At 61.1% G+C, this 20,070-nt stretch carries 18 protein-coding genes and 1 pseudogene; 11 read left to right on the forward strand and 8 right to left on the reverse strand.

All coding sequences use genetic code 11. The features are described from left to right. Positions 1 to 61: 61 nt before the first annotated feature. Positions 62 to 1,348, reverse strand: a complete 1,287-nt coding sequence (locus tag J7E36_RS13000; RefSeq protein ID WP_215003478.1) for an OprD family porin — start codon at positions 1,346 to 1,348, stop codon at positions 62 to 64. A gap of 249 nt (positions 1,349 to 1,597) precedes the next feature. Then, positions 1,598 to 2,269, reverse strand: a complete 672-nt coding sequence (locus J7E36_RS13005) for a DsbA family protein (protein ID WP_215003480.1) — start codon at positions 2,267 to 2,269, stop codon at positions 1,598 to 1,600. Here J7E36_RS13005 and J7E36_RS13010 point away from each other — a divergent pair. Beyond that, entirely contained in the window at positions 2,268 to 2,495 is a 228-nt protein-coding gene (locus tag J7E36_RS13010; RefSeq protein WP_215003482.1) for a hypothetical protein, read from the forward strand. The genes J7E36_RS13005 and J7E36_RS13010 overlap by 2 nt on opposite strands. Positions 2,496 to 2,557: 62 nt before the next feature. After that, positions 2,558 to 3,980, forward strand: a pseudogene (locus J7E36_RS13015) (IS1182 family transposase). 183 nt (positions 3,981 to 4,163) lie between these two features. Here the strand turns inward: J7E36_RS13015 and J7E36_RS13020 are convergent. The 3 genes from J7E36_RS13020 to J7E36_RS13030 all read right to left on the reverse strand — a co-directional run bounded on the left by J7E36_RS13020 (position 4,164) and on the right by J7E36_RS13030 (position 8,916). Then, on the reverse strand, positions 4,164 to 4,364 hold the full coding sequence (locus tag J7E36_RS13020) for a hypothetical protein (RefSeq protein WP_057449186.1): 201 nt from the start codon (positions 4,362 to 4,364) through the stop codon (positions 4,164 to 4,166). Positions 4,365 to 4,606: 242 nt separating this feature from the next. Further along, entirely contained in the window at positions 4,607 to 5,713 is a 1,107-nt protein-coding gene (gene aguA / locus J7E36_RS13025; RefSeq protein WP_215003484.1) for an agmatine deiminase, read from the reverse strand. A gap of 290 nt (positions 5,714 to 6,003) precedes the next feature. Then, the gene (locus tag J7E36_RS13030) at positions 6,004 to 8,916 is read right to left on the reverse strand and encodes an aminotransferase (protein ID WP_215003486.1); all 2,913 of its coding nucleotides are present in this window, start codon (positions 8,914 to 8,916) and stop codon (positions 6,004 to 6,006) included. 193 nt (positions 8,917 to 9,109) lie between these two features. On the opposite strand from J7E36_RS13030, the gene rfbB reads away from it, so the two are divergent. The 7 genes from rfbB to J7E36_RS13065 are packed head-to-tail and all read left to right on the forward strand — an operon-like array spanning position 9,110 to position 16,210. After that, positions 9,110 to 10,192: a dTDP-glucose 4,6-dehydratase gene (gene rfbB, locus J7E36_RS13035; protein WP_215003488.1), complete on the forward strand. Its 1,083-nt coding sequence runs from the start codon at positions 9,110 to 9,112 to the stop codon at positions 10,190 to 10,192. Then, on the forward strand, positions 10,189 to 11,064 hold the full coding sequence (gene rfbA / locus J7E36_RS13040) for a glucose-1-phosphate thymidylyltransferase RfbA (RefSeq protein ID WP_215003490.1): 876 nt from the start codon (positions 10,189 to 10,191) through the stop codon (positions 11,062 to 11,064). Before rfbB ends, rfbA begins: the two co-directional genes overlap by 4 nt. Then, positions 11,061 to 11,606: a dTDP-4-dehydrorhamnose 3,5-epimerase gene (gene rfbC, locus J7E36_RS13045; RefSeq protein WP_215003492.1), complete on the forward strand. Its 546-nt coding sequence runs from the start codon at positions 11,061 to 11,063 to the stop codon at positions 11,604 to 11,606. The genes rfbA and rfbC overlap by 4 nt, the downstream gene beginning before the upstream one ends. Beyond that, on the forward strand, positions 11,603 to 12,484 hold the full coding sequence (gene rfbD, locus J7E36_RS13050; RefSeq protein ID WP_215003493.1) for a dTDP-4-dehydrorhamnose reductase: 882 nt from the start codon (positions 11,603 to 11,605) through the stop codon (positions 12,482 to 12,484). Before rfbC ends, rfbD begins: the two co-directional genes overlap by 4 nt. Positions 12,485 to 12,520: 36 nt before the next feature. Next, complete coding sequence (locus J7E36_RS13055; RefSeq protein ID WP_215003495.1) at positions 12,521 to 14,329, forward strand: sensor histidine kinase; 1,809 nt, start codon at positions 12,521 to 12,523, stop codon at positions 14,327 to 14,329. Further along, positions 14,326 to 15,717, forward strand: coding sequence for a sigma-54-dependent transcriptional regulator (locus tag J7E36_RS13060; RefSeq protein ID WP_215003497.1), 1,392 nt, complete (start codon positions 14,326 to 14,328; stop codon positions 15,715 to 15,717). The genes J7E36_RS13055 and J7E36_RS13060 overlap by 4 nt, the downstream gene beginning before the upstream one ends. Before the next feature lie 37 nt (positions 15,718 to 15,754). Continuing rightward, positions 15,755 to 16,210, forward strand: a complete 456-nt coding sequence (locus J7E36_RS13065) for a YiiD C-terminal domain-containing protein (RefSeq protein WP_215003499.1) — start codon at positions 15,755 to 15,757, stop codon at positions 16,208 to 16,210. Between the two features lie 120 nt (positions 16,211 to 16,330). On the opposite strand, the gene cysQ is transcribed toward J7E36_RS13065, so the two are convergent. Both cysQ and nudE read right to left on the reverse strand, forming a co-directional pair. Continuing rightward, positions 16,331 to 17,158: a 3'(2'),5'-bisphosphate nucleotidase CysQ gene (cysQ, locus tag J7E36_RS13070; RefSeq protein WP_215003501.1), complete on the reverse strand. Its 828-nt coding sequence runs from the start codon at positions 17,156 to 17,158 to the stop codon at positions 16,331 to 16,333. Beyond that, complete coding sequence (gene nudE / locus J7E36_RS13075; RefSeq protein ID WP_215003503.1) at positions 17,155 to 17,721, reverse strand: ADP compounds hydrolase NudE; 567 nt, start codon at positions 17,719 to 17,721, stop codon at positions 17,155 to 17,157. Before nudE ends, cysQ begins: the two co-directional genes overlap by 4 nt. An 89-nt stretch (positions 17,722 to 17,810) precedes the next feature. Between nudE and yrfG the strand changes: the two genes are divergently transcribed. Next, positions 17,811 to 18,473 (forward strand): GMP/IMP nucleotidase, encoded by a 663-nt coding sequence (gene yrfG / locus J7E36_RS13080; protein ID WP_215003505.1) that lies wholly within the window; start codon positions 17,811 to 17,813, stop codon positions 18,471 to 18,473. A gap of 114 nt (positions 18,474 to 18,587) precedes the next feature. On the opposite strand, the gene lysM is transcribed toward yrfG, so the two are convergent. Further along, positions 18,588 to 19,028, reverse strand: a complete 441-nt coding sequence (gene lysM / locus J7E36_RS13085; RefSeq protein ID WP_215003507.1) for a peptidoglycan-binding protein LysM — start codon at positions 19,026 to 19,028, stop codon at positions 18,588 to 18,590. A 136-nt stretch (positions 19,029 to 19,164) separates the two neighbouring features. On the opposite strand from lysM, the gene J7E36_RS13090 reads away from it, so the two are divergent. Beyond that, positions 19,165 to 20,052, forward strand: coding sequence for a LysR family transcriptional regulator (locus tag J7E36_RS13090; RefSeq protein WP_215003509.1), 888 nt, complete (start codon positions 19,165 to 19,167; stop codon positions 20,050 to 20,052). Positions 20,053 to 20,070: the final 18 nt, after the last annotated feature.

A 20,070-nucleotide genomic window follows, 5' to 3' on the forward strand; every position in this document is an offset into this window, starting at 1 on the left:
GCGCACCATAAAAAAAACCCGAACCTGAGTTCGGGTTTTTAATCAGCCGCTCATCACGCCATCAGAAAACGTTGATCGGGTAATCCACGAACACCCGCAACTCGTTACCACTGACGTTGTACTCGCTGGACTTCTGCGAAACGCGCAGGACGGAGCTGCGCAACCTTACGCTCAGGTCCTTGGCCGGGCCACTCTGGACCACATACTTGAACTGGTTGAAGATCTCGCGCTCGGTGCCGCCTTCACTGGTGGACGTGGTGATGTTATCGCCACGCACATAAGCGACGTTGTACGTCAGGCCGGGTACGCCGAACGTGGTGAAGTCCAGGCCGTAGCCCAACTGCCAGCTGCGCTCGTCTTCGGCGTTGAAGTCGGACCAGTAGGAGTTCGCCAGGTAGATGGTATTACCACCGTCCCCCACGCGATTCTGTCCGCGCTGGTAACCGCCATAGGCGTAACCAAGATTGCTGTCACCGGTGCTGCGCTGGTGGGCGAGCGTGAAGCTGTGCGGGCCGGTGGCGAAGGTAGCCGCCAGGCTCCAGATCTTGTTGTCGTCGCCAGTGACGTTGTTTTCACGTACGTAGCTGTCGTCCAGCTTTGTGCGGTAACCGTTGAAGTCCAGGGTCAGGGACTGATCCTTGGCCAGCGGGAACACATAGTTGGCATTCACGTACTGCTTCTTCAATACGTCTTCGACGTCCGACGCATAGAGCGCCGCCTTGAACTGCTCGGTGAATTGATAGCTGCCGCCCAATACGTTGATCGATTTCAGGCCGCCGCTGTCACGGCCTTCTGCGCTCTTGCGCGATTCGGCGGTGAAGCGACCGGCATTCAGTTCCAGGCCCTTGATCTCCTTGGAAGTGATCAGCGTGCCGGTGTAGCTTTCCGGCAGCAGGCGCCCGTTGTCGTAGCTCAGCACCGGCAGGGCCGGCATCTGGTCACCGTAGGTCAGCACCGTGTTGGAGACACGGAATTTGACCGCTGCGCCGAACTTGGACAGGTCATCGGCGGCGTTACCGCTGTCGCCTTGCTTGAAAAAATCGATGCCTTGCGCGCCGCTGCGCCCCTTGCCGCCGTCCAGGCGCAACGCGTACAAGCCAAACGCGTCCACGCCCACACCGACGGTGCCTTGGGTGAAACCGGACGAGAACGTACCGATGGCCGCTTGGCCCCACTCGGCCTTGTCTTCGTTGCCATCTTTGTAGTCGCGGTTGATGTAAGCGTTGCGCAGCAGCACTTTCAGGCTGCTGTCTTCAACGAACCCCTTGGCCTGTGCCTGGTCGTTGGCCATGGCGTGTGTCGTGCTCAAAATCCCCAGTGCGATCAGACCGATGCGCGTATTCAACATGATTATTTTCCTTGTACGGGTTGATACGCACTGCGACCGGCAGCCGAAATGGCGCTTTTGCGCTCTTTTTCGGACTCTTGCTCCTGAAATAATGAAAAGGCCCGCCCACGAGTGATCGTGTCGGGCCTTTTTATTATTTAAGAGTCATGGCTGTCAGCCACAGGCGTGGGGCGAATCCTAGTCGCGCCCTCAATCGCGTGTCAATTTCGTGAATCGTCTGTAATAAGGCGAAAAACGTCTAAGAACCGATCAGCGGGCACAGCCATCCAGACCGCAGACCATCGACGGAGTAGAGGACTGCACCGGCAGGGCTTGCTGTAACCATTGGCCGAAGGCTTCGGGCTTGCCTAGCCATGGACCGATGTCGATCAACGTGAAGCGGCCATCCTGCTCCAGGGCAAAGGTCGGAAACCCCTGGCCGCCGACTTGGGCGAGCAAGGTGCGACTGGCCTTGATATGCCCTTGCACATCCACCCCGTGCAAGGCCGACTCGAACGCTTGGGCCGGTAGGCCAATGGATTGGGCCAGTTCCAACAATACGCTTTCATCGGCAATACGCCGACCTTCGACGTAGTGCGCGGTTTGCAGGCGCCCGAGCAGTTCCAGGCCATGGCCACCGAGCTGTTCTGCAGCGAGGATGGCGGCGGTCGGCGGGGCGGAATCGAACACTGCGCTGCCGTCCCGTAGCAAGCCCTCGAAATAGGCTTCGCCAAAGGGTTGTCCGGTGTATTCGGCGATGCGTCGGTCGTGGGGCATCACGTAATTGCGCAGCTGCGGCGAGACCTGCTGGCGGTTCGCGCCGGTCATCATGCCGCCGCCATGGGCGATCACCGGCAGCAAAGCCTGGGCAGCCTGCACCAGGGGTTTGGCGCCGTAGCACCAGCCGCACAGCGGGTCGTAGAGGTAATGAAGGGTAGGCATGGAAACTCCGCTCACGGGTGGATTCGATGACAGCAGGGTAGTCTTGAAAGCACTGCGGAAAAATGCCGGAACGGTGTTCAGTGTGTTTCGCGGATCGGGCGAATATTGCCTGAATGCACACGAACTTGTGGGAGCGGGCTTGCTCGCGAAAGCGGTCTGCCAGCCTTCGAACGTCGAATTGAATGCCGCCTTCGCGAGCAAGCCCGCTCCCACACAGACTGTGTGAAAACCTAGCCAACCAAGCGCCAATCCATAAAAATGCCTGCATCGGACGATGCGGGCGTTTTTATGGCTTACATTCAAGGCGAATCCAGAAATCAGACCAGTTTGTTTCCTGTTTCAATCGATGAGCTCATTCCTGAGGACCATTTGGTTCGGGTGATCGATGCCTATGTCGCACGACTTGACCTGGTCAAACTCATGTTCGATAAGGCCATCCCCAAGGGCAACGGTCGGCCGCCTTATCATCCCGGCGATTTACTCAAACTCTATCTGTACGGCTATTTCCAGCGCATCCGCTCTTCGCGCCGGCTTGAGGCTGAGTGCCAGCGCAACATCGAAGTCATGTGGCTACTTAATCGTCTCAAGCCCGATTTCAAAACCATCGCCGACTTCCGCCGAGACAATGCGACCTGCTTTTCCGCAGTTTGCCGAGCCTTCGTGCAGTTCTGCCGTAGCGCGGGTTTGGTCAAGGGCGATCTGGTGGCTATTGACGGCAGTAAGTTCAAGGCCGTCGCTTCTGCCCGGCGCCATATCAGCATCAAACACCTCAAGCGCGATCAGGAAAAGCTTGAGCGTCGCATTGCCCAATATCTAGCTGATATGGATGAAGCTGACCGCAACGAGGCCGGGGAAGTGGTGGACCACAATGCGGTCAAAGCAGTGTTGGAGAAACTCACCGCCAAGCGGGCCAATAATCTGACCTGTCAGGCCCTGATGAACGAGTTGGAAATAACCCAGTTCATTAGCACTGAAAGCGACGCGGATGATGAAGGCCCCACAAGGAATGTGCGTGGCGTACAACGTACAAACCGCAGTGGACGCTGAGCATTGCCTGATCGTGCATCACGAGGTGACTCAGGACAGCGATGACAGACGCCAGCTCGAGCCAATGAGCAAGGCAACTTTGAACGTGCTGGAACAGCCAGAACTGAATGTGACCGCTGACGCGGGGTACTCCAATGCCAGCCACTTCCAGGCCTGTGACGACTCGGGTATCACAGCCTACGGCCCTATTAACAGGACAGTGAACAGCCAGGTTGAAGAGCCGTTATTTTTTAAGCGTGAGGACTTTACCTATGATCAGGCGAATGACTGTTACCAGTGCCCGGCAGGCCATCTTCTGACGCTGTCTCAACGCAACAAAGGAAAGCGTATCTATCACGCGAAAGCCGGCGATTGTGCTAACTGCCCGCTCAAAGCCCAATGTACAAAAGCTCGGCGTCGGTCTCTTAAACGTCATGCTCATGAGGAAGCGTTTGAACGAATGTCACAGCGAATGCAGGCCCACCCAGAGATGGTGGAGCGTCGAAGAAGTATCGTTGAGCATCCTTTCGGCAACCTCAAACAATGGATTTACGGCAATGGCCGGTTCTTACTACGTCAGCTCAGAGGTGCCCGAGCGGAAATGGCGCTGGCGGTGAGTGCTTACAACCTGAAAAGAGCTCTCAATGTGCTTGGAGGGCGCAGAATGCTTGAGTTGCTGGCCTGAGAAGGCCAGTTTTTCCGCGTGTGAATGATCGGATGCCTCAAGCGAGTCGAGGCATCTGGAGATTTGAACTGGTGATTTTGGGTTTTCACACAGTCTGCACAAGAGATCGGTAGTGTTTTCAAATCCGGCGCACAAAAAAAGCGCTGCCATTACGGCCAGCGCTTTTTATCGATCCTTCGAATTCTATCCTTGCATGACGTCCCACAGCGCTTCCAGCTCCGCCTCGCTGAAAAGCCCGGCCGGGTAGCGTTCAACGATCATCCGGCGCGGATCAGGTTCTCTGATCTGACGCGTGCCGTTGGACTTCAACCACTGCGCCAACGCTTGAAGCGACTCACCATTGACTGCCAAGGGATGGCATGTGCGCTCGCTTGTCATATTCATTCCAGCGCCCTCTCCTGGTTGATGAGCGGCCAATTTATCCAAGGTTTATGACAAAACAACTCAGTTCTCTCCCCGGAACTGCAAGCGTTCCGATACAAGAGCTATGCCAATGTATGGGTTGCGCCAATGAGCAGGCACAAAAAAGCCCGCGGCCCAATTGGGCTGCGGGCTTGACAGGATGGATCCAAAACCGCCGGCATAGAGCCTGCGCAGTGGATCTCACCGCGCTGTTACATCGCCACTCATTTTGCCCGCGGCGCGGGCTGTTGTTGGGTAAGGCAGTGGATGTTCCCACCCCCCAGTAACAGTTCGCGCCCCGGCACCATGACCACTTCGTGCTGTGGAAAAAGGTTCTGCAGGATGTCCCTGGCCGGGCCATCCAGCGGATCGTCAAAACTCGGCGCGATGATGCCGCCGTTGACGATCAGGAAGTTCACGTAGGAACCGGCCAGCCGCACCGTCGGGTTGCGCTCCTGGGAGCCTTCCACGGCGTCCACACCTGCGCACTCTTCTTCGGTGGCATACAGTGGCCCCGGAATCGGCATCTTGTGCACGATAAACGGGCGCCCCTTGGCGTCGGTGCTGTTTTGCAGCACGTTCATCGCCGCGTGGCAGCGGCTGTAGTTCGGGTCTTGCGGGTCGTCGGTCCAGGCGAGCAACACTTCGCCAGGGCGCACGTAGCAGCAGAAGTTATCCACATGGCCATCGGTTTCATCATTGAACAGCCCGTCGGGCAGCCAGATGATCTTGTCCACCGCCAACTGTGCGCTGAGCACGGCTTCGATTTCTTCACGGCCCAAGTGTGGGTTGCGATTGCGGTTGAGCAGGCATTCCTCGGTGGTGATCAGCGTACCTTCGCCATCGACATGGATCGAACCGCCTTCGAGGGCAAACCCTTCGGTGCAATACCGCGGGCTGCGCTCCATCTCGAGGATTTTGCTGGCCACCTGCGAATCACGGTTCCACGGCGCATACAGGCCACCGTCGAAGCCGCCCCAGGCGTTGAAATCCCAGTCGACACCGCGCACTTCGCCGCTGTCGTTGATGACGAACGTCGGGCCGGTGTCGCGAACCCAGGCGTCGTCGCTGGACATCTCCACCAAACGGATATTCGGCACGTCGAGGCGCGCACGGGCGTTTTCGTACTGTGCTGCGGACACCGCCACGGTCACCGGTTCGAAACGGGCAATGGCCTTGGCCACCGCCACGTGAGCGGCCTGCGCAGGCTTACCGCCCAAACGCCAGTTATCCGGACGCTCGGGCCAGATCATCCAGACCTGGGTCTGGGTTGCCCACTCGGCAGGCATGTGAAAACCATCCGCGCGGGGCGTGCTGTGCAAAGTTGTCATGGATCAGGACTCCGATGAGTCATCGAGGGCAGTGGCGACTTTATAGACGATAAAAATCGGCTTTAACAGTTACAAAATCGAAAAACCACTAAGAAAGACAAAAAGTACACCAACAAAATTCGAATTATATCGGCAAACCCGATGAGTGCAGGCTTCTGTGGGAGCCGAGCTTGCTCGCGATGGCGATTTTTCAGCTGACATTGGCGTCGACTGACCTGACGCTATCGCGAGCAAGCTCGGCTCCCACAAAACCAAGTCCCCAGGGAATAAGGGGTCAGCCGTTCACCTGGTCAGAGCCCTTCATCCAACACCTTCGTCAACATATCGACGAAGAAATCCACGCTCTGGCGCGAGGTCACCATCGGCGGTTTGATCTTGAGGATATTCAAGTAGTCGCCCGTTGGTTGCATGAAGATCCCCAGCTCTCGCAGGCGGTTGCACAGCGCCGTGGTTTCTTCAGTGGCCGGCTCCAGCGTGTCGCGGTTGCGGATCAACTCCACGCCCAGGTAGAACCCCGAGCCATGCACCGCGCCGACCAATGGATAGCGGTCGATCAAGGCTTGCAGCCGCGCCTTGAAATGGCCGCCGACCACTTGGGCGTTTTCCCAGAGCTTTTCTTCCTCCAGGACATCCAGCACGGCCATGCCGATCTGACAGCTGACCGGGCTGCCACCGGCTGACGAGAAGAAATAGCCCTCGGCTTCCAGCGCCTCGGCGATTTCCCGGCGGGTGATGACCGCCCCCAGCGGTTGGCCATTACCCATGCCTTTGGCCATGGTGATGATGTCCGGCACCACGCCTTGCTCTTCAAAGCCCCAGAAAAATTCGCCCATGCGCCCGTAACCGACCTGCACTTCGTCGGCGATGCAGACCCCACCGCGCTCGCGAACCATCGCATATACCTGCTTCAGGTAGCCGGGCGGGAGTGCAATCCCACCGGCGTTGCCGTACACCGGCTCGCAGATGAAACCGGCCAGTTGGCGCTGGCTTTCGGCGATTTTCGCCAGATTGTGCTCGACGCTGCGCACGTAGTCCGGGGCGCTGTCGAGGCCACGGAATTCGCCGCGATAGGTGTTCGGGGCGGTCACCGGATGCACCCAGTCGGGACGACTGCTCAAGGCCTGGGGATTGTCGGCGATGGAGGTCGACACTGCATCGGCCGCCACCGACCAGCCGTGATAAGCCTCCAGCACGCTGAGCATGTCCCGCCCGCCGCTGTAGGCCCAGGCCAGGCGAATCGCCAGGTCGTTGGCCTCGGTGCCGCTGTTGACCAGAAACACCCGGTCCATATTGGAAGGTGCAAGTGCCAGCAGGCGCTCGGAAAACTCGGCAATCGCCGCATAGTGAAAACGCGAGTTGGTGTTGAGCAGCGACCACTGCCGCGCGGCCACGGCCGCCATGCGTGGATGACCATGGCCCAGCACTGCGACGTTGTTGAGCATGTCCAGGTAGGACCGCCCCTGCATGTCGATCAGGTGGTTGCGCCAGCCGCGCTCGATGCGCGGCGGATCGACGTAATAGTGCTTTTGCGAGCGGGCAAAACTGGCATCTCGACGAGCCAGCAGCGCCTCGGGATCGATCTCCGGCTCGGCATCGCAAGCCAGCCCCAGCAGCGCCGCCGGCGAGGGGCAAAGCGCCTGCCAGGCCGCAGCCCGGGAGGGCGTGCAGAACAACGGCGGATTCAACCCGACGCCACGGCACAACTGGACCTGCAACGGTCCCGCTACCTCGCCCAGCACCTGCCCCTTCACCAGGGCCGCCCCGGAATGCAACGGCGAGGTCACGCCCCACAGCCGAACGCTCAACTGCGCACTGTCCAGCTGCAACATGCCATTGGCGCCCTTGTGCACGACCCCGGCGAACGGTGATTCGAGCGCAGTTCCATCCGGCACGCTCAGGGCCACGTGCAACGGATACGTATCCGGCTCAACGGCACTGTCCAGCCGGGTGCGGGACAACCGGTACTGGCCGTAACGGCTGGCAGCCAGCCCATGGACAGCGGCAGCCTCATCCAGCAGGCGCTGGTCGATCCCCGGCTGCTCCCAATTGCCCGCCTCGAAGTGCGGGCTCAGTACCCCCAGGTCAATCAGCGCGAACTCGCGCCCCACCAGGGTTGGCATCAGTGGCGCGAAGCCTTCGCTGGCGATGGGCGCCAGGCCCTGGCCTACAGCACTGAGGATCGCCGCGTCCATCAGTTCGAAAGGCACGGAGTGGGCGACTCGGAAAATCTCCCATTCATGTCCCAGATTGTCGCGGCTGTATTGGTTACCCGGATCGACAGCGACCTGCTGTTCACCGCTAAGCACCAGGACCGCAGCACGCGCAACGATCAGCGGCCACAGCGCCAACAGTTCTTCGCGCTGCAACGGGTTCACCGCGTGATAGGCCTTGATGGCCGGCAAAATGAAGAACGGATCGCCGTCGGCGTGGTGCAACAGAGCTGCACAGGTCACCGACAGGTCGGTGATCCGCCAGGTACGGATCAGGTCGCCAAAATCGATGACGCCCTGCAGTTGCCACTCGCGCTGGGCATCACGCTGCCAGACCACGTTGTCATCGGTGATGTCCATATGGATCGCCTGCACCGGCAGGCTGGCCTTGAGCGACTGCAAACGCCGTTCGGCCTGCTGCGCAACGTCGGCGATCAACTGGCGCTGCCGATCATCCTGGATCACCGGCAACAGATGCTCGATCAGCGTATTGGCGTGGCGGGCATCCCATTGCAGCGTGCGTTCCAGGCCAGGGTGGTCGAATGTCGCCAGGGCCAGGTCGATTTCCGCGCACAAACGCCCCAGCCCGGTCACCAGTCCACGCCCCAGGTGTTTGAACTGAGTCAGGGACTGGCCGTCGATGTACTCCAGCAGCCGGACATGCACCGCTTGTCCGTCGACCTCCAGCGTCAGCAGGTCCTGGCCGTCGTTGGCGGTTATCACCCGCGGCACCTTTACCGCGCTGTGTTCGGCCAGTTGCTTGAGGGCCGCGTGCTGGGCCTCAAGCTCCTGGACAGCGTAGCTGCCATGGCAGATCTTGAGCACGAACCGTCCGTGGCCGGTGTCGACGCGGTAATTGAGGTCTTGCTGGCTGCCAAGGGGTCGCAGGTCACCGCTGAGTCCGTAATTTGCGCGCAACAGCACCAACGCCTGTTCGGCGCTGACCTGTGGGCTTGGCAAACTGGCACGGTGAACCAACGTAGCGAGTGGCATACAACAACCCCTGTGGTGGTTTTATCGGATGCCTATCACGCCACTGAGTCGGGGGATAAGCAACCCCTCTCTTACCACGAGTTGCCACTGCCCCCTCGGGCTTATCCGAATATCGCGCTTGCGTCCCCCCCCGCCCTGACGACAAGCTATGCTCCTACGCTTTGTCGTCTCACGGAAATAAGGTTTAAACCGGATGCGCATTCTTATCACGGGTGGTGCCGGCTTCATCGGCTCAGCTCTAATACGGCACTTGATCCTGGAGACCGAACATCAGGTCCTGAACCTGGACAAACTGACGTACGCCGGCAATCTCGAATCGCTGAGCAGCGTCGATCACGACAGCCGCTACGAATTCGTGCAGGCCGATATCGTCGACCAGGCGACTGTCAGTGCGGTACTGGCGCGGTTCCAACCCGACGCCATCATGCACCTGGCAGCCGAATCCCATGTCGACCGCTCGATCGATGGCCCGGCCGATTTTATCCAGACCAACATCGTCGGCACCTACAGCCTGCTGGAGGCCAGCCGAGCCTATTGGCAGTCGCTGCCCGAATCGCAGAAGCGCGCGTTTCGCTTCCACCACATTTCCACCGACGAAGTGTATGGAGACCTGCACGGGGTCGACGACCTGTTCACCGAAACCACCGCCTATGCCCCCAGCTCGCCCTATTCGGCCAGCAAGGCAGCATCCGATCATCTGGTACGCGCCTGGCAGCGTACCTACGGCTTGCCGGTGTTGCTGACCAATTGCTCGAACAACTACGGGCCGTTTCACTTCCCCGAAAAGCTGATTCCGCTGGTGATCCTCAATGCGCTGGCGGGCAAACCGTTGCCGGTCTATGGCGACGGCCTGCAGGTGCGTGACTGGTTGTACGTGGAAGACCATGCACGGGCGCTGCTCAAGGTTGTCAGCGAAGGCGCAGTCGGGGAGACCTACAACATCGGCGGCCACAACGAACAAAAGAACATCGACGTCGTGCGCAGCATCTGCGCACTGCTCGAAGAACTGGCGCCGCGCAAACCCGCCGGCGTCGAGGGTTACGCCGACCTGATCACCTTCGTCAAGGATCGCCCCGGCCACGACCTGCGCTACGCCATCGACGCCGGCAAGATCGAACGGGAATTGGGCTGGGCGCCACAGGAAACGTTTGAGACCGGCCTGCGCAAGACCGTGCAGTGGTACCTCGATAACCTGCAATGGTGCCGGCGGGTCCAGGACGGTAGTTATCAAGGCGAGCGCCTGGGCTCGCTCGACAACAAGGAATTGCTTACATGATCAAGGGTATTGTTCTGGCCGGCGGTTCCGGCACACGTCTGCACCCGATAACCCTGGGGGTTTCCAAGCAGTTATTGCCGGTTTACGACAAACCGATGATCTATTACCCGATTTCGGTACTGATGCTGGCCGGCATCAAGGACATTCTGCTGATCTCTACCCCTCAGGATCTGCCGCAATACCGCAACCTGCTGGGCGATGGCAGCCAGTTCGGCGTGCAGTTCAGTTATGCCGAGCAGCCCTCACCCGATGGCCTGGCCCAAGCGTTTCTGATTGGCGAGCAGTTCATTGGCGACGACTCGGTGTGCCTGATCCTGGGCGACAATATTTTCCACGGCCAACATTTCGGCGAACAATTGCTGAGCGCTGCCAATCGGCAAAGTGGTGCAACGGTGTTCGGTTACTGGGTCAAGGACCCCGAGCGCTTTGGGGTGATCGACTTCGACCCCGAGGGGCGGGCGATTTCCATTGAAGAAAAACCGGCCGTGCCGAAGTCCAGCTACGCAGTGACGGGCCTGTATTTCTACGACAATGATGTCATCCGGATTGCCAAGGCTGTAAAGCCTTCCAAGCGTGGTGAACTGGAGATCACCGACGTCAACAACGCCTACCTGCAACGCGGTGACCTGCACGTCGAACGTTTCGGCCGCGGCTTCGCCTGGCTGGACACCGGTACCCACGACAGCCTGCTGGAAGCCTCGCAGTACGTGCAGACCATCGAGCATCGCCAGGGCCTGAAAGTCGCGTGCCTGGAAGAAATCGCCTACCAGCAGGGCTGGGTCAGCCGTGAACATGTCCTTGAGCGTGCCAAGTACTTCGGCAAGACCGGCTATGGACAATACCTGTTCAGCATCGCCGGAGAAGCCCGATGAAGGTTAGCGCTACCTCGTTGCCTGAAGTCTTGATCATCGAGCCAAAGGTCTTCGGTGATGACCGCGGCTTTTTCTACGAAAGTTTCAATGCCCGGGCGTTTGCCGATGCCACCGGATGCACCTTGCCGTTTGTCCAGGACAACCACTCGCGCTCGGCCAAGGGCGTGCTGCGGGGCCTGCATTATCAGATCGAACAGGCCCAGGGCAAACTCGTCCGAGTCACAGCCGGGCGAGTCCTGGACATAGCGGTGGACATTCGCCGCAGTTCGCCGTCATTCGGCCAGTGGGTGGGCGTCCACTTGTCGGCGCAGGACCATCGCCAGCTATGGATACCGCCAGGATTTGCCCACGGTTTTGTGGTGCTGAGCGAATCAGCGGATTTCCTCTACAAAACCACGGACTACTACGCGCCCTCGGCTGAGCGCTGTATCCGCTGGAACGACCCCGACCTGGCCATCGACTGGGCGCTGGACCGCGAGCCGATCCTGTCCTCCAAGGATCAGGCTGGCAAAACCCTGCATGAGGCCGACCTGTTCCCATGAATGCTTCCCTGCGCATTCTGATCATCGGCGAGAACGGCCAGGTATCCCGCGCCCTTCAGTCGCGCCTGGTGGGGATGGGCGAGCTGATGGTGTTGGGCAGCCGCCAGCTCGACCTGGCGCGCCCTGATCTCATTCCACCGTCCATCGACACCCTGCGTCCCGATCTGATCATCAACGCCGCTGCGCATACAGCGGTCGATCAGGCCGAGAGCGAGCCAGAACTGGCGTTTGCGATCAATGCAACGGCCGCGGGCATCCTGGCTCAGGTCGCCGCTGAGCACGGCGTGCCGCTGATCCACTACTCCACCGATTACGTCTTCGATGGTCGCAAACCGGCGCCCTACATCGAGGACGATACGCCGAACCCGATGAGTATCTACGGGCAAAGCAAACTGGCCGGCGAAAACGCCATTCGCCAGGTCGCCGGGCAACATCTGATCTTGCGCACCAGTTGGGTGTACTCCATAGAAGGCCGCAACTTCCTGCTGACCATGCAACGCCTGCTCCAGGAAAAGCCGCATCTGCGCGTGGTAGCCGACCAGATCGGCGCGCCCACCTGGGCCGGCAGCATCGCCGACAGTACCGCTAGGCTCATCGAACGCTGGCAGATGGAACGGTGCGGCGCCTGGGGCACTTATCACCTGACGGCGCAAGGCGAGACCTCCTGGTTCGGCTTCGCCCAGGCCATTGGCGAACACCTGGTCGAGCAACACAAACCTTGCGCGGTGATTGAGCCGATTCCGTCCAGCGACTACCCGACGCCGGCCCCACGTCCGCTGAACTCGCGCCTGGACTGCACGCGTCTGCTCCAACAGTGGGGGGTTAGCCAGCCCGACTGGCGAAGCGCGTTGCAACAGTGTCTTGCCGGGCAAGCGTAGGCATAATGCGCCTGTCCCCACAGGCGCCTGATGCTCATGAACTCCACCCTTCCCCGCAGACCCCGCTGGCGCAGCCTGGCCTTGCTTGCACTGTGCCTGGCGCCATTGTTGTGGCCGCTGGAGCATCTGGCCGAGCGTTATTACCGCAGCGAACTGGCCGGGCAGAACCGCCAGACCCTCGATCTCTATGTCGCCAACCTGTTGGGCACCCTGCACCGCTATGAAGTGCTGCCGCAGATCCTCGCCGATCTCCCCGCGCTGCGCGCCGCCCTGTCGGCCCCGGACGACGGTGTCATCCAAGGCAATGCCAACCGGCTGCTGAAAAATATCAGCACCCAGACCGGCGCCGAAGTGATGTACCTGATGGACGCCAACGGCAAGACCCTGGCTGCTTCGAACTGGGACAAGCACGACAGTTTCGTCGGGCGTAATTTCGCCTTTCGGCCGTACTACATCGAAGCCATGGCCGGGCGCCTGGGGCGTTTCTTCGGCTTGGGCACCACCTCGGCCAAGCGCGGTTATTTCTTTGCCGCCGCGGTGCGCGACCGCGAGAAAGTCATTGGCGTGCTGGTGGTCAAGGTCGACCTGGACCACACCGAAAGCCTGTGGGGCAAAACCCCCGAGCAACTGCTGGTGACCGATCACAATGGCGTGGTCATCCTCACCTCGCGGCAGGATTGGCGATTCCGCGCGACGCGCCCCCTCAGTGATGACGAGCGCAACGCCATCAGCGCCGTGCAGCCCTATCCCACCCGTGATCCAAAGCCGCTGAACCTGGACGCCAACGCCTGGCTGACCCAGACCCAGGCCATCGAAGAAACCGGCTGGAGCGTGAGCATTCTCGCCCCGCGCACATTGATCGACCGCCCGGTGCGCACGGTGCTCACGATCGGCGGCGCGGCGTTGCTGGTGCTGATGCTGTTGCTTGGCTTGATGATGCAGCGCCGGCGCCACTACCTGGATCGAATCGCCTTCGAAGCCAAGGCCCGGCACGAGCTGGAAGGCCGGGTGGCCGAACGCACCAGCGACCTGGAAGGCCTGAACCGACGGCTGAAACAGGAAGTGCTGGAGCGTGAGCAGGCCCAGCAGGAACTGGTCCGGGCCCAGGATGATCTGGTACAGGCCGGTAAACTGTCGGCCCTGGGCACCATGTCGGCGAGCATCAGCCATGAACTCAACCAACCGCTGGCGGCGATTCGCAGCTACGCGGAAAATGCCGAAATCCTGCTCGATCATCAGCGCACCGACGATGCCCGAGGCAATCTCAAGCTGATCAGCGAGCTGACCGGGCGCATGGCGTCGATCATCGCCCACCTGCGCGCCTTCGCCCGCCGCGATCGCCATGCGCCGGAAAGCGTGGCCTTGCAGCCGGCGCTGGACGATGCCCTGGCGTTGCTCGCCAAGCGTCGGCGCAGCATGGAAGTGGAACTGATCCGCGACCTGCCGGCCGCCACGCTGTGGGTGGAGGCCGGGGAAACCCGCTTGCGCCAGGTCCTCGGCAACCTGCTGGCCAACGCCCTCGACGCCCTGACCGAGAAAGGTCCGCCACGCAGGCTCTGGCTCAGTGCCCAGGCCACCGATACTGGCGTCAACCTGTACATCCGCGATAACGGTCCGGGGTTTTGCATGGAGGCCCTTGGCCGGGCCGGCGAACCCTTCTACACCACCAAGACCCGCACCCAGGGCCTTGGCCTGGGGCTGGCGATCTGCGACACCTTGATGCGTGCCTTCGGCGGTGAACTGTCGTTCGCCAATCACAAGGAAGGCGGCGCCCTGATCACCCTCAAACTGCGCGCCGGCGCGCCCGGGGTGAGCCTGCAACCGTCCGAGGACCGAAGTGTATGACCATCGATAACCGGATTGAGGTGGTACTGATCGACGATGATCCCCACTTGCGTCAGGCCTTGAGCCAGACCCTCGACCTGGCCGGCCTGAAAATCCTGCCCCTGGCCGAAGCCAAGGGTGTGGCCGGGCAATTGTCCCGTGACTGGCCCGGCGTGGTGGTCAGCGACATTCGCATGCCGGGCATGGACGGCCTCGAACTGCTGGGCGAGCTGCACGCCCAGGACCCGGAGCTGCCGGTGCTGCTGATCACCGGTCACGGTGACGTGCCGCTGGCGGTGCAGGCAATGCGCGCCGGGGCCTACGACTTCCTGGAAAAACCCTTCGCCAGCGATCACCTGCTCGACAGCGTGCGCCGTGCCCTGGCCTTGCGCCGGCTGGTGCTGGACAACCGAAGCCTGCGCCTGGCCCTCAGTGATCGCCATGAACTCAGCGCCCGGCTGGTCGGCCAATCGACGCCGATGTTGCGCCTGCGCGAGCAGATCGGCGCACTGGCGGCCACCCGCGCCGATGTGCTGATCCTCGGCGAAACCGGCGCCGGCAAGGAAGTGGTCGCCCGTGCCTTGCACGACCTTTCAGGACGCCGCAACGGGCCATTCGTGGCGATCAACGCCGGGGCCCTGGCCGAGTCGGTGGTGGAAAGCGAACTGTTCGGCCACGAACCCGGCGCGTTCACCGGCGCGCAGAAACGCCGTATCGGCAAGTTCGAGTTCGCCAATGGCGGCACGCTGTTTCTCGATGAAATCGAAAGCATGAGCCTGGACGTCCAGGTCAAGCTGCTGCGTTTGTTGCAAGAGCGCATGGTGGAGCGGCTGGGCGGCAATCAGCAGATCCCGTTGGACATCCGCGTCATCGCCGCGACCAAGGAAGACCTGCGCCAGGCCGCCGATCAGGGGCGTTTTCGTGCCGACCTGTATTACCGCCTGAACGTCGCGCCGCTGCGCATCCCGCCCCTGCGCGAACGGGGTGAGGACGCGCTGATGCTGTTCCAGCACTTCGCCAACGAAGCCAGCACCCGCCACGGCCTGCCACCCCACGAGTTGCAGCCGGCGCAACGGGCGTTGCTGCTGCGTCACAGCTGGCCGGGCAACGTGCGAGAGCTGCAAAACGCCGCCGAACGCTTTGCCCTGGGCCTGGAACTGGCCCTGGACAACCAAGCGCCAGACGGCAGCCCCGGCGCCCCGGTGGAAATGGTCAGCGGCGGTTTGAGCGAACAGGTGGAGAACTTCGAGAAAACCCTGATCGCTGCTGAACTGGCCCGTCCCCACAGCTCGGTACGCAGCCTCGCCGAAGCCCTGGGCATCCCGCGCAAGACCTTGCACGACAAGTTGCGCAAGCACGGGCTGAACTTCGGCGACAGCAGCCACGGCGCCGCCGATGAGTCCGATTGAGTTATTGTCATCCTCCTTTCACGCAAGAGGCCCCGTGATGAACCGCGACAGTCGTTACCTGGAATCGATCCTGCACCACGACATCCCGCTGACACGGGACATGGGCCTCAAGGTGCTCGATTGGCAGGCCCGGCAGCTGCGGCTGTTTTTACCGCTGGAGGCCAACGTCAATCACAAGAGCACCATGTTCGGCGGCAGCCTGTATTGCGGCGCGGTGCTCGGCGGCTGGGGCTGGCTGCACCTGGCCCTGCGCGAAGAGGGCATTGAGGACGGCCATATCGTGATCCAGGAAGGGCAGATCAGCTATCCGCTGCCGGTCACCAGTGATGCGACCGTCGTGTGCGACGCGCCGGATGAAAAGACCTGGAAACGCTTCCTGGCCACCTACCGGCGTTACGGACGGGCGCGCCTGGCCTTGCAGACGCGGGTCCTGAATACCGGAAGCGAGGAAGCGGCGGTACAGTTTGAGGGGCAATACGTGTTGCACCGTTGAAACACCGCTGTCCCCCCTGTGGGAGCAAGGCTTGCCCGCGATGGGAGCGATGCGGTATTTCAGGATCGAGTCGCCTGTTTCGCGAGCAAGCTTTGCTCCCACAGAAACCCGCCCCGGCACTCAGGAACGTGCCAGCTCCAGCAGTTTTGCCCGCCACGCAGCCTTCGCCGGCAACGCCAGGAACGACGCATTCAGCAGCGACGCTCGCGCCGGATAGCAGAACGGCTCACCGCTCAAGCCCAGCACCTCGCCACCCGCACCTTCCAGCACGCCTTGGGCGGCTGCGGTGTCCCACTGGGACGTTGGCGCCAGCCGTGGATAGCAATCCGCCGCGCCTTCGGCCACCAGGCAGAATTTCAACGAGCTGCCGATGCTGGTCAGTTGCAACTCACCCAGGCTGCCGCTCAAGCCCTCCAACAGCCGCTCCTGCTCCGGGCTGGTATGGCGGCGACTGGCAACCACGGTGAAGGCTTCGCCCGCCGCCGGTTCGTTGCGAACCGCGACAGGCAATGGTTCGCCCCCCTTGTCACCGCGCCAGGCCCCGAGGTTGGCACCGCCGACGTAGAAGCGGCCATTGGTGGGCATCGACACCACGCCAAACACCACTCGCCCGTGTTCCACCAAGGCAATGTTGACGGTGAATTCCTCGCTGCCGGAAATGAACTCCTTGGTGCCATCCAAGGGGTCCACCAACCACCAACGCTCCCAGCCGGCGCGCACACCCTGGGCAATGTCTGCGTCCTCTTCGGAGAGAATCGCAATGTCGGGCGCCAGCGCCGCCAGCCCGGCGACGATCACCTCGTGGGCCGCCATGTCGGCGGCGGTCACCGGCGACTCGTCAGCCTTGTGGTTGACCTGCACGTTGGCACGCCAGAACGGCAAAATCGCCTCACCAGCCTTGAGCGCCAGCTCAACCACGGGGGCCATCAGGGGATGGGGGAAATTCATGACAAGAACGCTCCACGCTGGGCCAGCAGATCACGGGCCAGGTACAAGGCGGCCAGGGCTCGGCCTTCCGTGAATTGGGGGTTTTGCGCAAGGGTCGACAGCTCACGCAGATTGACCTTGTCCACGCGCATCGGCTCGGGCTCATCGCCCTCCAACCGTTCTTCGTACAGGTCGGTCGCCAGCACCACCTGGATCTTCTGGCTCATGTAGCCGGGGGACAGCGACAGTTCGGTCAGGTGTTCCAGCTGACGCGCGCCGAAACCTGCTTCTTCCTTGAGCTCGCGCTCGGCGGCCGCCAGTACGTCCTCACCCGGTTCGATCAAACCCTTGGGCAGGGACAATTCGTAGGCATCGGTGCCACCGCAATACTCCTCCACCAACACCGCGTGGTCGGCGTCGAGCATCGCCACGATCATCACCGCGCCGTAACCCGCCCCCTTGCTCGCCAAACGCTCGTAGGTGCGTTCCACACCGTTGGAAAAACGCAATTTCAGCTCTTCCACGCAAAACAGACGGCTGGTGGCGACGATCCGACGATCGAGTATGGTGGGTTTCTGGCGCATAAACGGCTCCCTGGGCGATAGCGGGCTACTATACCCGGCCTATTCTGATTGTTTGTGTCGGATATCCGATTACCGCTGGAGAAGTTTTTATGGCCTTGCTGCCCTGGCATGAGATCGATACGGTTCTGCTGGACATGGACGGCACCTTGCTGGACCTGCATTACGACAACCATTTCTGGATGGAACACCTGCCCCAGCGCTACGCCGAAGTGCACGGCGTGAGCCGGGCGATGGCCGAGCTGGAACTGCAGCCGCTGTTCGAACGCAACGCCGGCCAGTTGCAGTGGTATTGCCTGGATTTCTGGAGCACCGAGCTGAAACTGCCGGTGCGCGAATTGAAACTGGAAACCGCGCACCTGATTGCCCTGCGCCCGGACGCCGATACCTTCCTGGCCGCAATCCAGCGGGCCGGCAAACGGGTGGTGATGATTACCAACGCCCACCGCGACTCGCTGTCCCTGAAACTGGAACGCATTGAATTGGCACCCTACTTCGAGCGCCTGATCAGTTCCCATGACTACGGTTTTCCCAAGGAAAGCCGGCAATTCTGGGACGCGTTGCAGGCCGACCTGGACTTCGAACCGGCCCGCAGCCTGTTTATCGACGACACCTTGCCGGTATTGCGCAGCGCCCGGGATTTCGGCGTCGCGCACTTGCTGGCCGTCAGCGAACCGGACAGCCGAAAGGGGCCGAAGGACACGGGGGAGTTTAAGGCATTGGGAGACTACCGAGATCTGATCGAAGGGCTCTGAAAACCAGTCGTCCCCATCGCGAGCAGGCTCGCTCCCACAAGAATTGACAACACAACAGCCCTTGTGGGAGCGAGCCTGCTCGCGATAAAGGCTACGCGGTCCTCTTGCAAAATGTCATTCAGGAATACGCAACACCTGCCCCGGATAGATCTTGTCCGGGTGCGACAACATGGGTTTGTTGGCTTCGAAAATCTTGTTGTACTGGTTCGCATCACCGTACTCAGCCTTGGAGATGGCGCTGAGGGTGTCGCCTTTTTTCACGGTCACGAAACGCGCCGCTTTCGCCACCGGGCCGGTCACCGTGATCTGATCGTCAACACTGCCGACACCGGCGATGTTGCCCACCGCCAACAGAATCTTTTCCTTCTCTTCCTGACTTGCCACTTCACCGGTGACGATGACTTTATCGCCCTCAAGAGTGGCGTGGACATTCGGATTACCGAGGCCGACCTTGTTGATGTGCTGTTTCAACTGCTCGCTCGCATCGGCATTGCCGGGCGTCAGCAGATCGATAAGCTTTTCACCTGCTTCCTTCACAAAACTAAAAATACTCATGGCGCACGCTCCTTGGGTTGATGTGTCCAGACGCAAAAGACTAGACCAGGCCGGGCCAACCCGGTTCCCCGCCGACCAATGACCCCGCCACGCGCAAGCGCTAGAATTCGAGTCTCCCCGCGCCCATGGAGCGAAGATGGACATCAAGCAGCTGAAATTTCTCATCGCCCTGGATGAAACGCGCCACTTCGGCCAGGCCGCCGCACGTTGTCACATCACCCAGCCGACCCTGTCGATGCGCTTGCGCAGCCTTGAAGAGGAACTTGACCTGCCGCTGGTCAACCGCGGCCAGCGTTTTGAAGGGTTTACCGCACCCGGCGAACGGGTACTGGCCTGGGCGCGCACCGTGCTGGCGGCCCATGATGGCCTGCTGGCCGAAGCAGCGGCCTGTCGCGGCAACCTGGCAGGGACGCTGCGCCTGGGCGTGGTGCCGTTGTCGGACTTCGATCCTTTATCGATGATGCAACGCTTGCACGGCGAGCACCCTAACCTGCGTTTCGAATTGTCGTCCCTGAGCTCTGAACAGATCCTCGAACAACTTGCGAACAACCGCATCGACCTGGGCATTTCCTACTTGGAGCGGCTGGATAATGAACGTTTCGAGGCCCTGGCCTTCAGCCAGACCCGCATGGGCCTGCTGTACGACCAGCGTTATTTCTTTTTCGGTGAGCAAGCGCTGAGCTGGCAGGCGTTGATCGAACTGCCCTTGGGCATGCTGACCAGCGGCATGCATTTTCGCCAATCCATCGACTACCACTTCCACAGCCGCGGCCTCACGCCTCAACCGCTGTTGCAAACCGACGCCGTGCATCAGTTATTGCAAGCCGTGCACGGCGGGCTGTGTTGCGCCGTAATGCCGTTGGACAGCGGTTTGGACGTCCTGACCCAGGATTTGCGTATCCAGCCCATCGAAAGCGCGCAGACGCTGGTTCCACTGGGGCTGATCATGCGCCGCGGTGCGCCACGTTCGGCCCTGGCGGAAGCTTGTTTTGCGCTCTATCAGAAATCAATGACAGTCTCTTGATCGACGTCATCTATCGAA

Origin of the sequence: Pseudomonas fluorescens (genome assembly GCF_018614775.1) — a bacterium.
Lineage (GTDB): Bacteria > Pseudomonadota > Gammaproteobacteria > Pseudomonadales > Pseudomonadaceae > Aquipseudomonas > Aquipseudomonas fluorescens_BY.

What these genes read in the sequence shown, in the direction of transcription:
- J7E36_RS13000 (WP_215003478.1), bottom strand. Translation starts at nt 1,348, where the DNA reads ATGTTGAATACGCGCATCGGTCTGATCGCACTGGGGATTTTGAGCACG.
- J7E36_RS13010 (WP_215003482.1), top strand. Translation starts at nt 2,268, where the DNA reads ATGGAAACTCCGCTCACGGGTGGATTCGATGACAGCAGGGTAGTCTTG.
- J7E36_RS13005 (WP_215003480.1), bottom strand. Translation starts at nt 2,269, where the DNA reads ATGCCTACCCTTCATTACCTCTACGACCCGCTGTGCGGCTGGTGCTAC.
- J7E36_RS13020 (WP_057449186.1), bottom strand. Translation starts at nt 4,364, where the DNA reads ATGAATATGACAAGCGAGCGCACATGCCATCCCTTGGCAGTCAATGGT.
- aguA (WP_215003484.1), bottom strand. Translation starts at nt 5,713, where the DNA reads ATGACAACTTTGCACAGCACGCCCCGCGCGGATGGTTTTCACATGCCT.
- J7E36_RS13030 (WP_215003486.1), bottom strand. Translation starts at nt 8,916, where the DNA reads ATGCCACTCGCTACGTTGGTTCACCGTGCCAGTTTGCCAAGCCCACAG.
- rfbB (WP_215003488.1), top strand. Translation starts at nt 9,110, where the DNA reads ATGCGCATTCTTATCACGGGTGGTGCCGGCTTCATCGGCTCAGCTCTA.
- rfbA (WP_215003490.1), top strand. Translation starts at nt 10,189, where the DNA reads ATGATCAAGGGTATTGTTCTGGCCGGCGGTTCCGGCACACGTCTGCAC.
- rfbC (WP_215003492.1), top strand. Translation starts at nt 11,061, where the DNA reads ATGAAGGTTAGCGCTACCTCGTTGCCTGAAGTCTTGATCATCGAGCCA.
- rfbD (WP_215003493.1), top strand. Translation starts at nt 11,603, where the DNA reads ATGAATGCTTCCCTGCGCATTCTGATCATCGGCGAGAACGGCCAGGTA.
- J7E36_RS13055 (WP_215003495.1), top strand. Translation starts at nt 12,521, where the DNA reads ATGAACTCCACCCTTCCCCGCAGACCCCGCTGGCGCAGCCTGGCCTTG.
- J7E36_RS13060 (WP_215003497.1), top strand. Translation starts at nt 14,326, where the DNA reads ATGACCATCGATAACCGGATTGAGGTGGTACTGATCGACGATGATCCC.
- J7E36_RS13065 (WP_215003499.1), top strand. Translation starts at nt 15,755, where the DNA reads ATGAACCGCGACAGTCGTTACCTGGAATCGATCCTGCACCACGACATC.
- cysQ (WP_215003501.1), bottom strand. Translation starts at nt 17,158, where the DNA reads ATGAATTTCCCCCATCCCCTGATGGCCCCCGTGGTTGAGCTGGCGCTC.
- nudE (WP_215003503.1), bottom strand. Translation starts at nt 17,721, where the DNA reads ATGCGCCAGAAACCCACCATACTCGATCGTCGGATCGTCGCCACCAGC.
- yrfG (WP_215003505.1), top strand. Translation starts at nt 17,811, where the DNA reads ATGGCCTTGCTGCCCTGGCATGAGATCGATACGGTTCTGCTGGACATG.
- lysM (WP_215003507.1), bottom strand. Translation starts at nt 19,028, where the DNA reads ATGAGTATTTTTAGTTTTGTGAAGGAAGCAGGTGAAAAGCTTATCGAT.
- J7E36_RS13090 (WP_215003509.1), top strand. Translation starts at nt 19,165, where the DNA reads ATGGACATCAAGCAGCTGAAATTTCTCATCGCCCTGGATGAAACGCGC.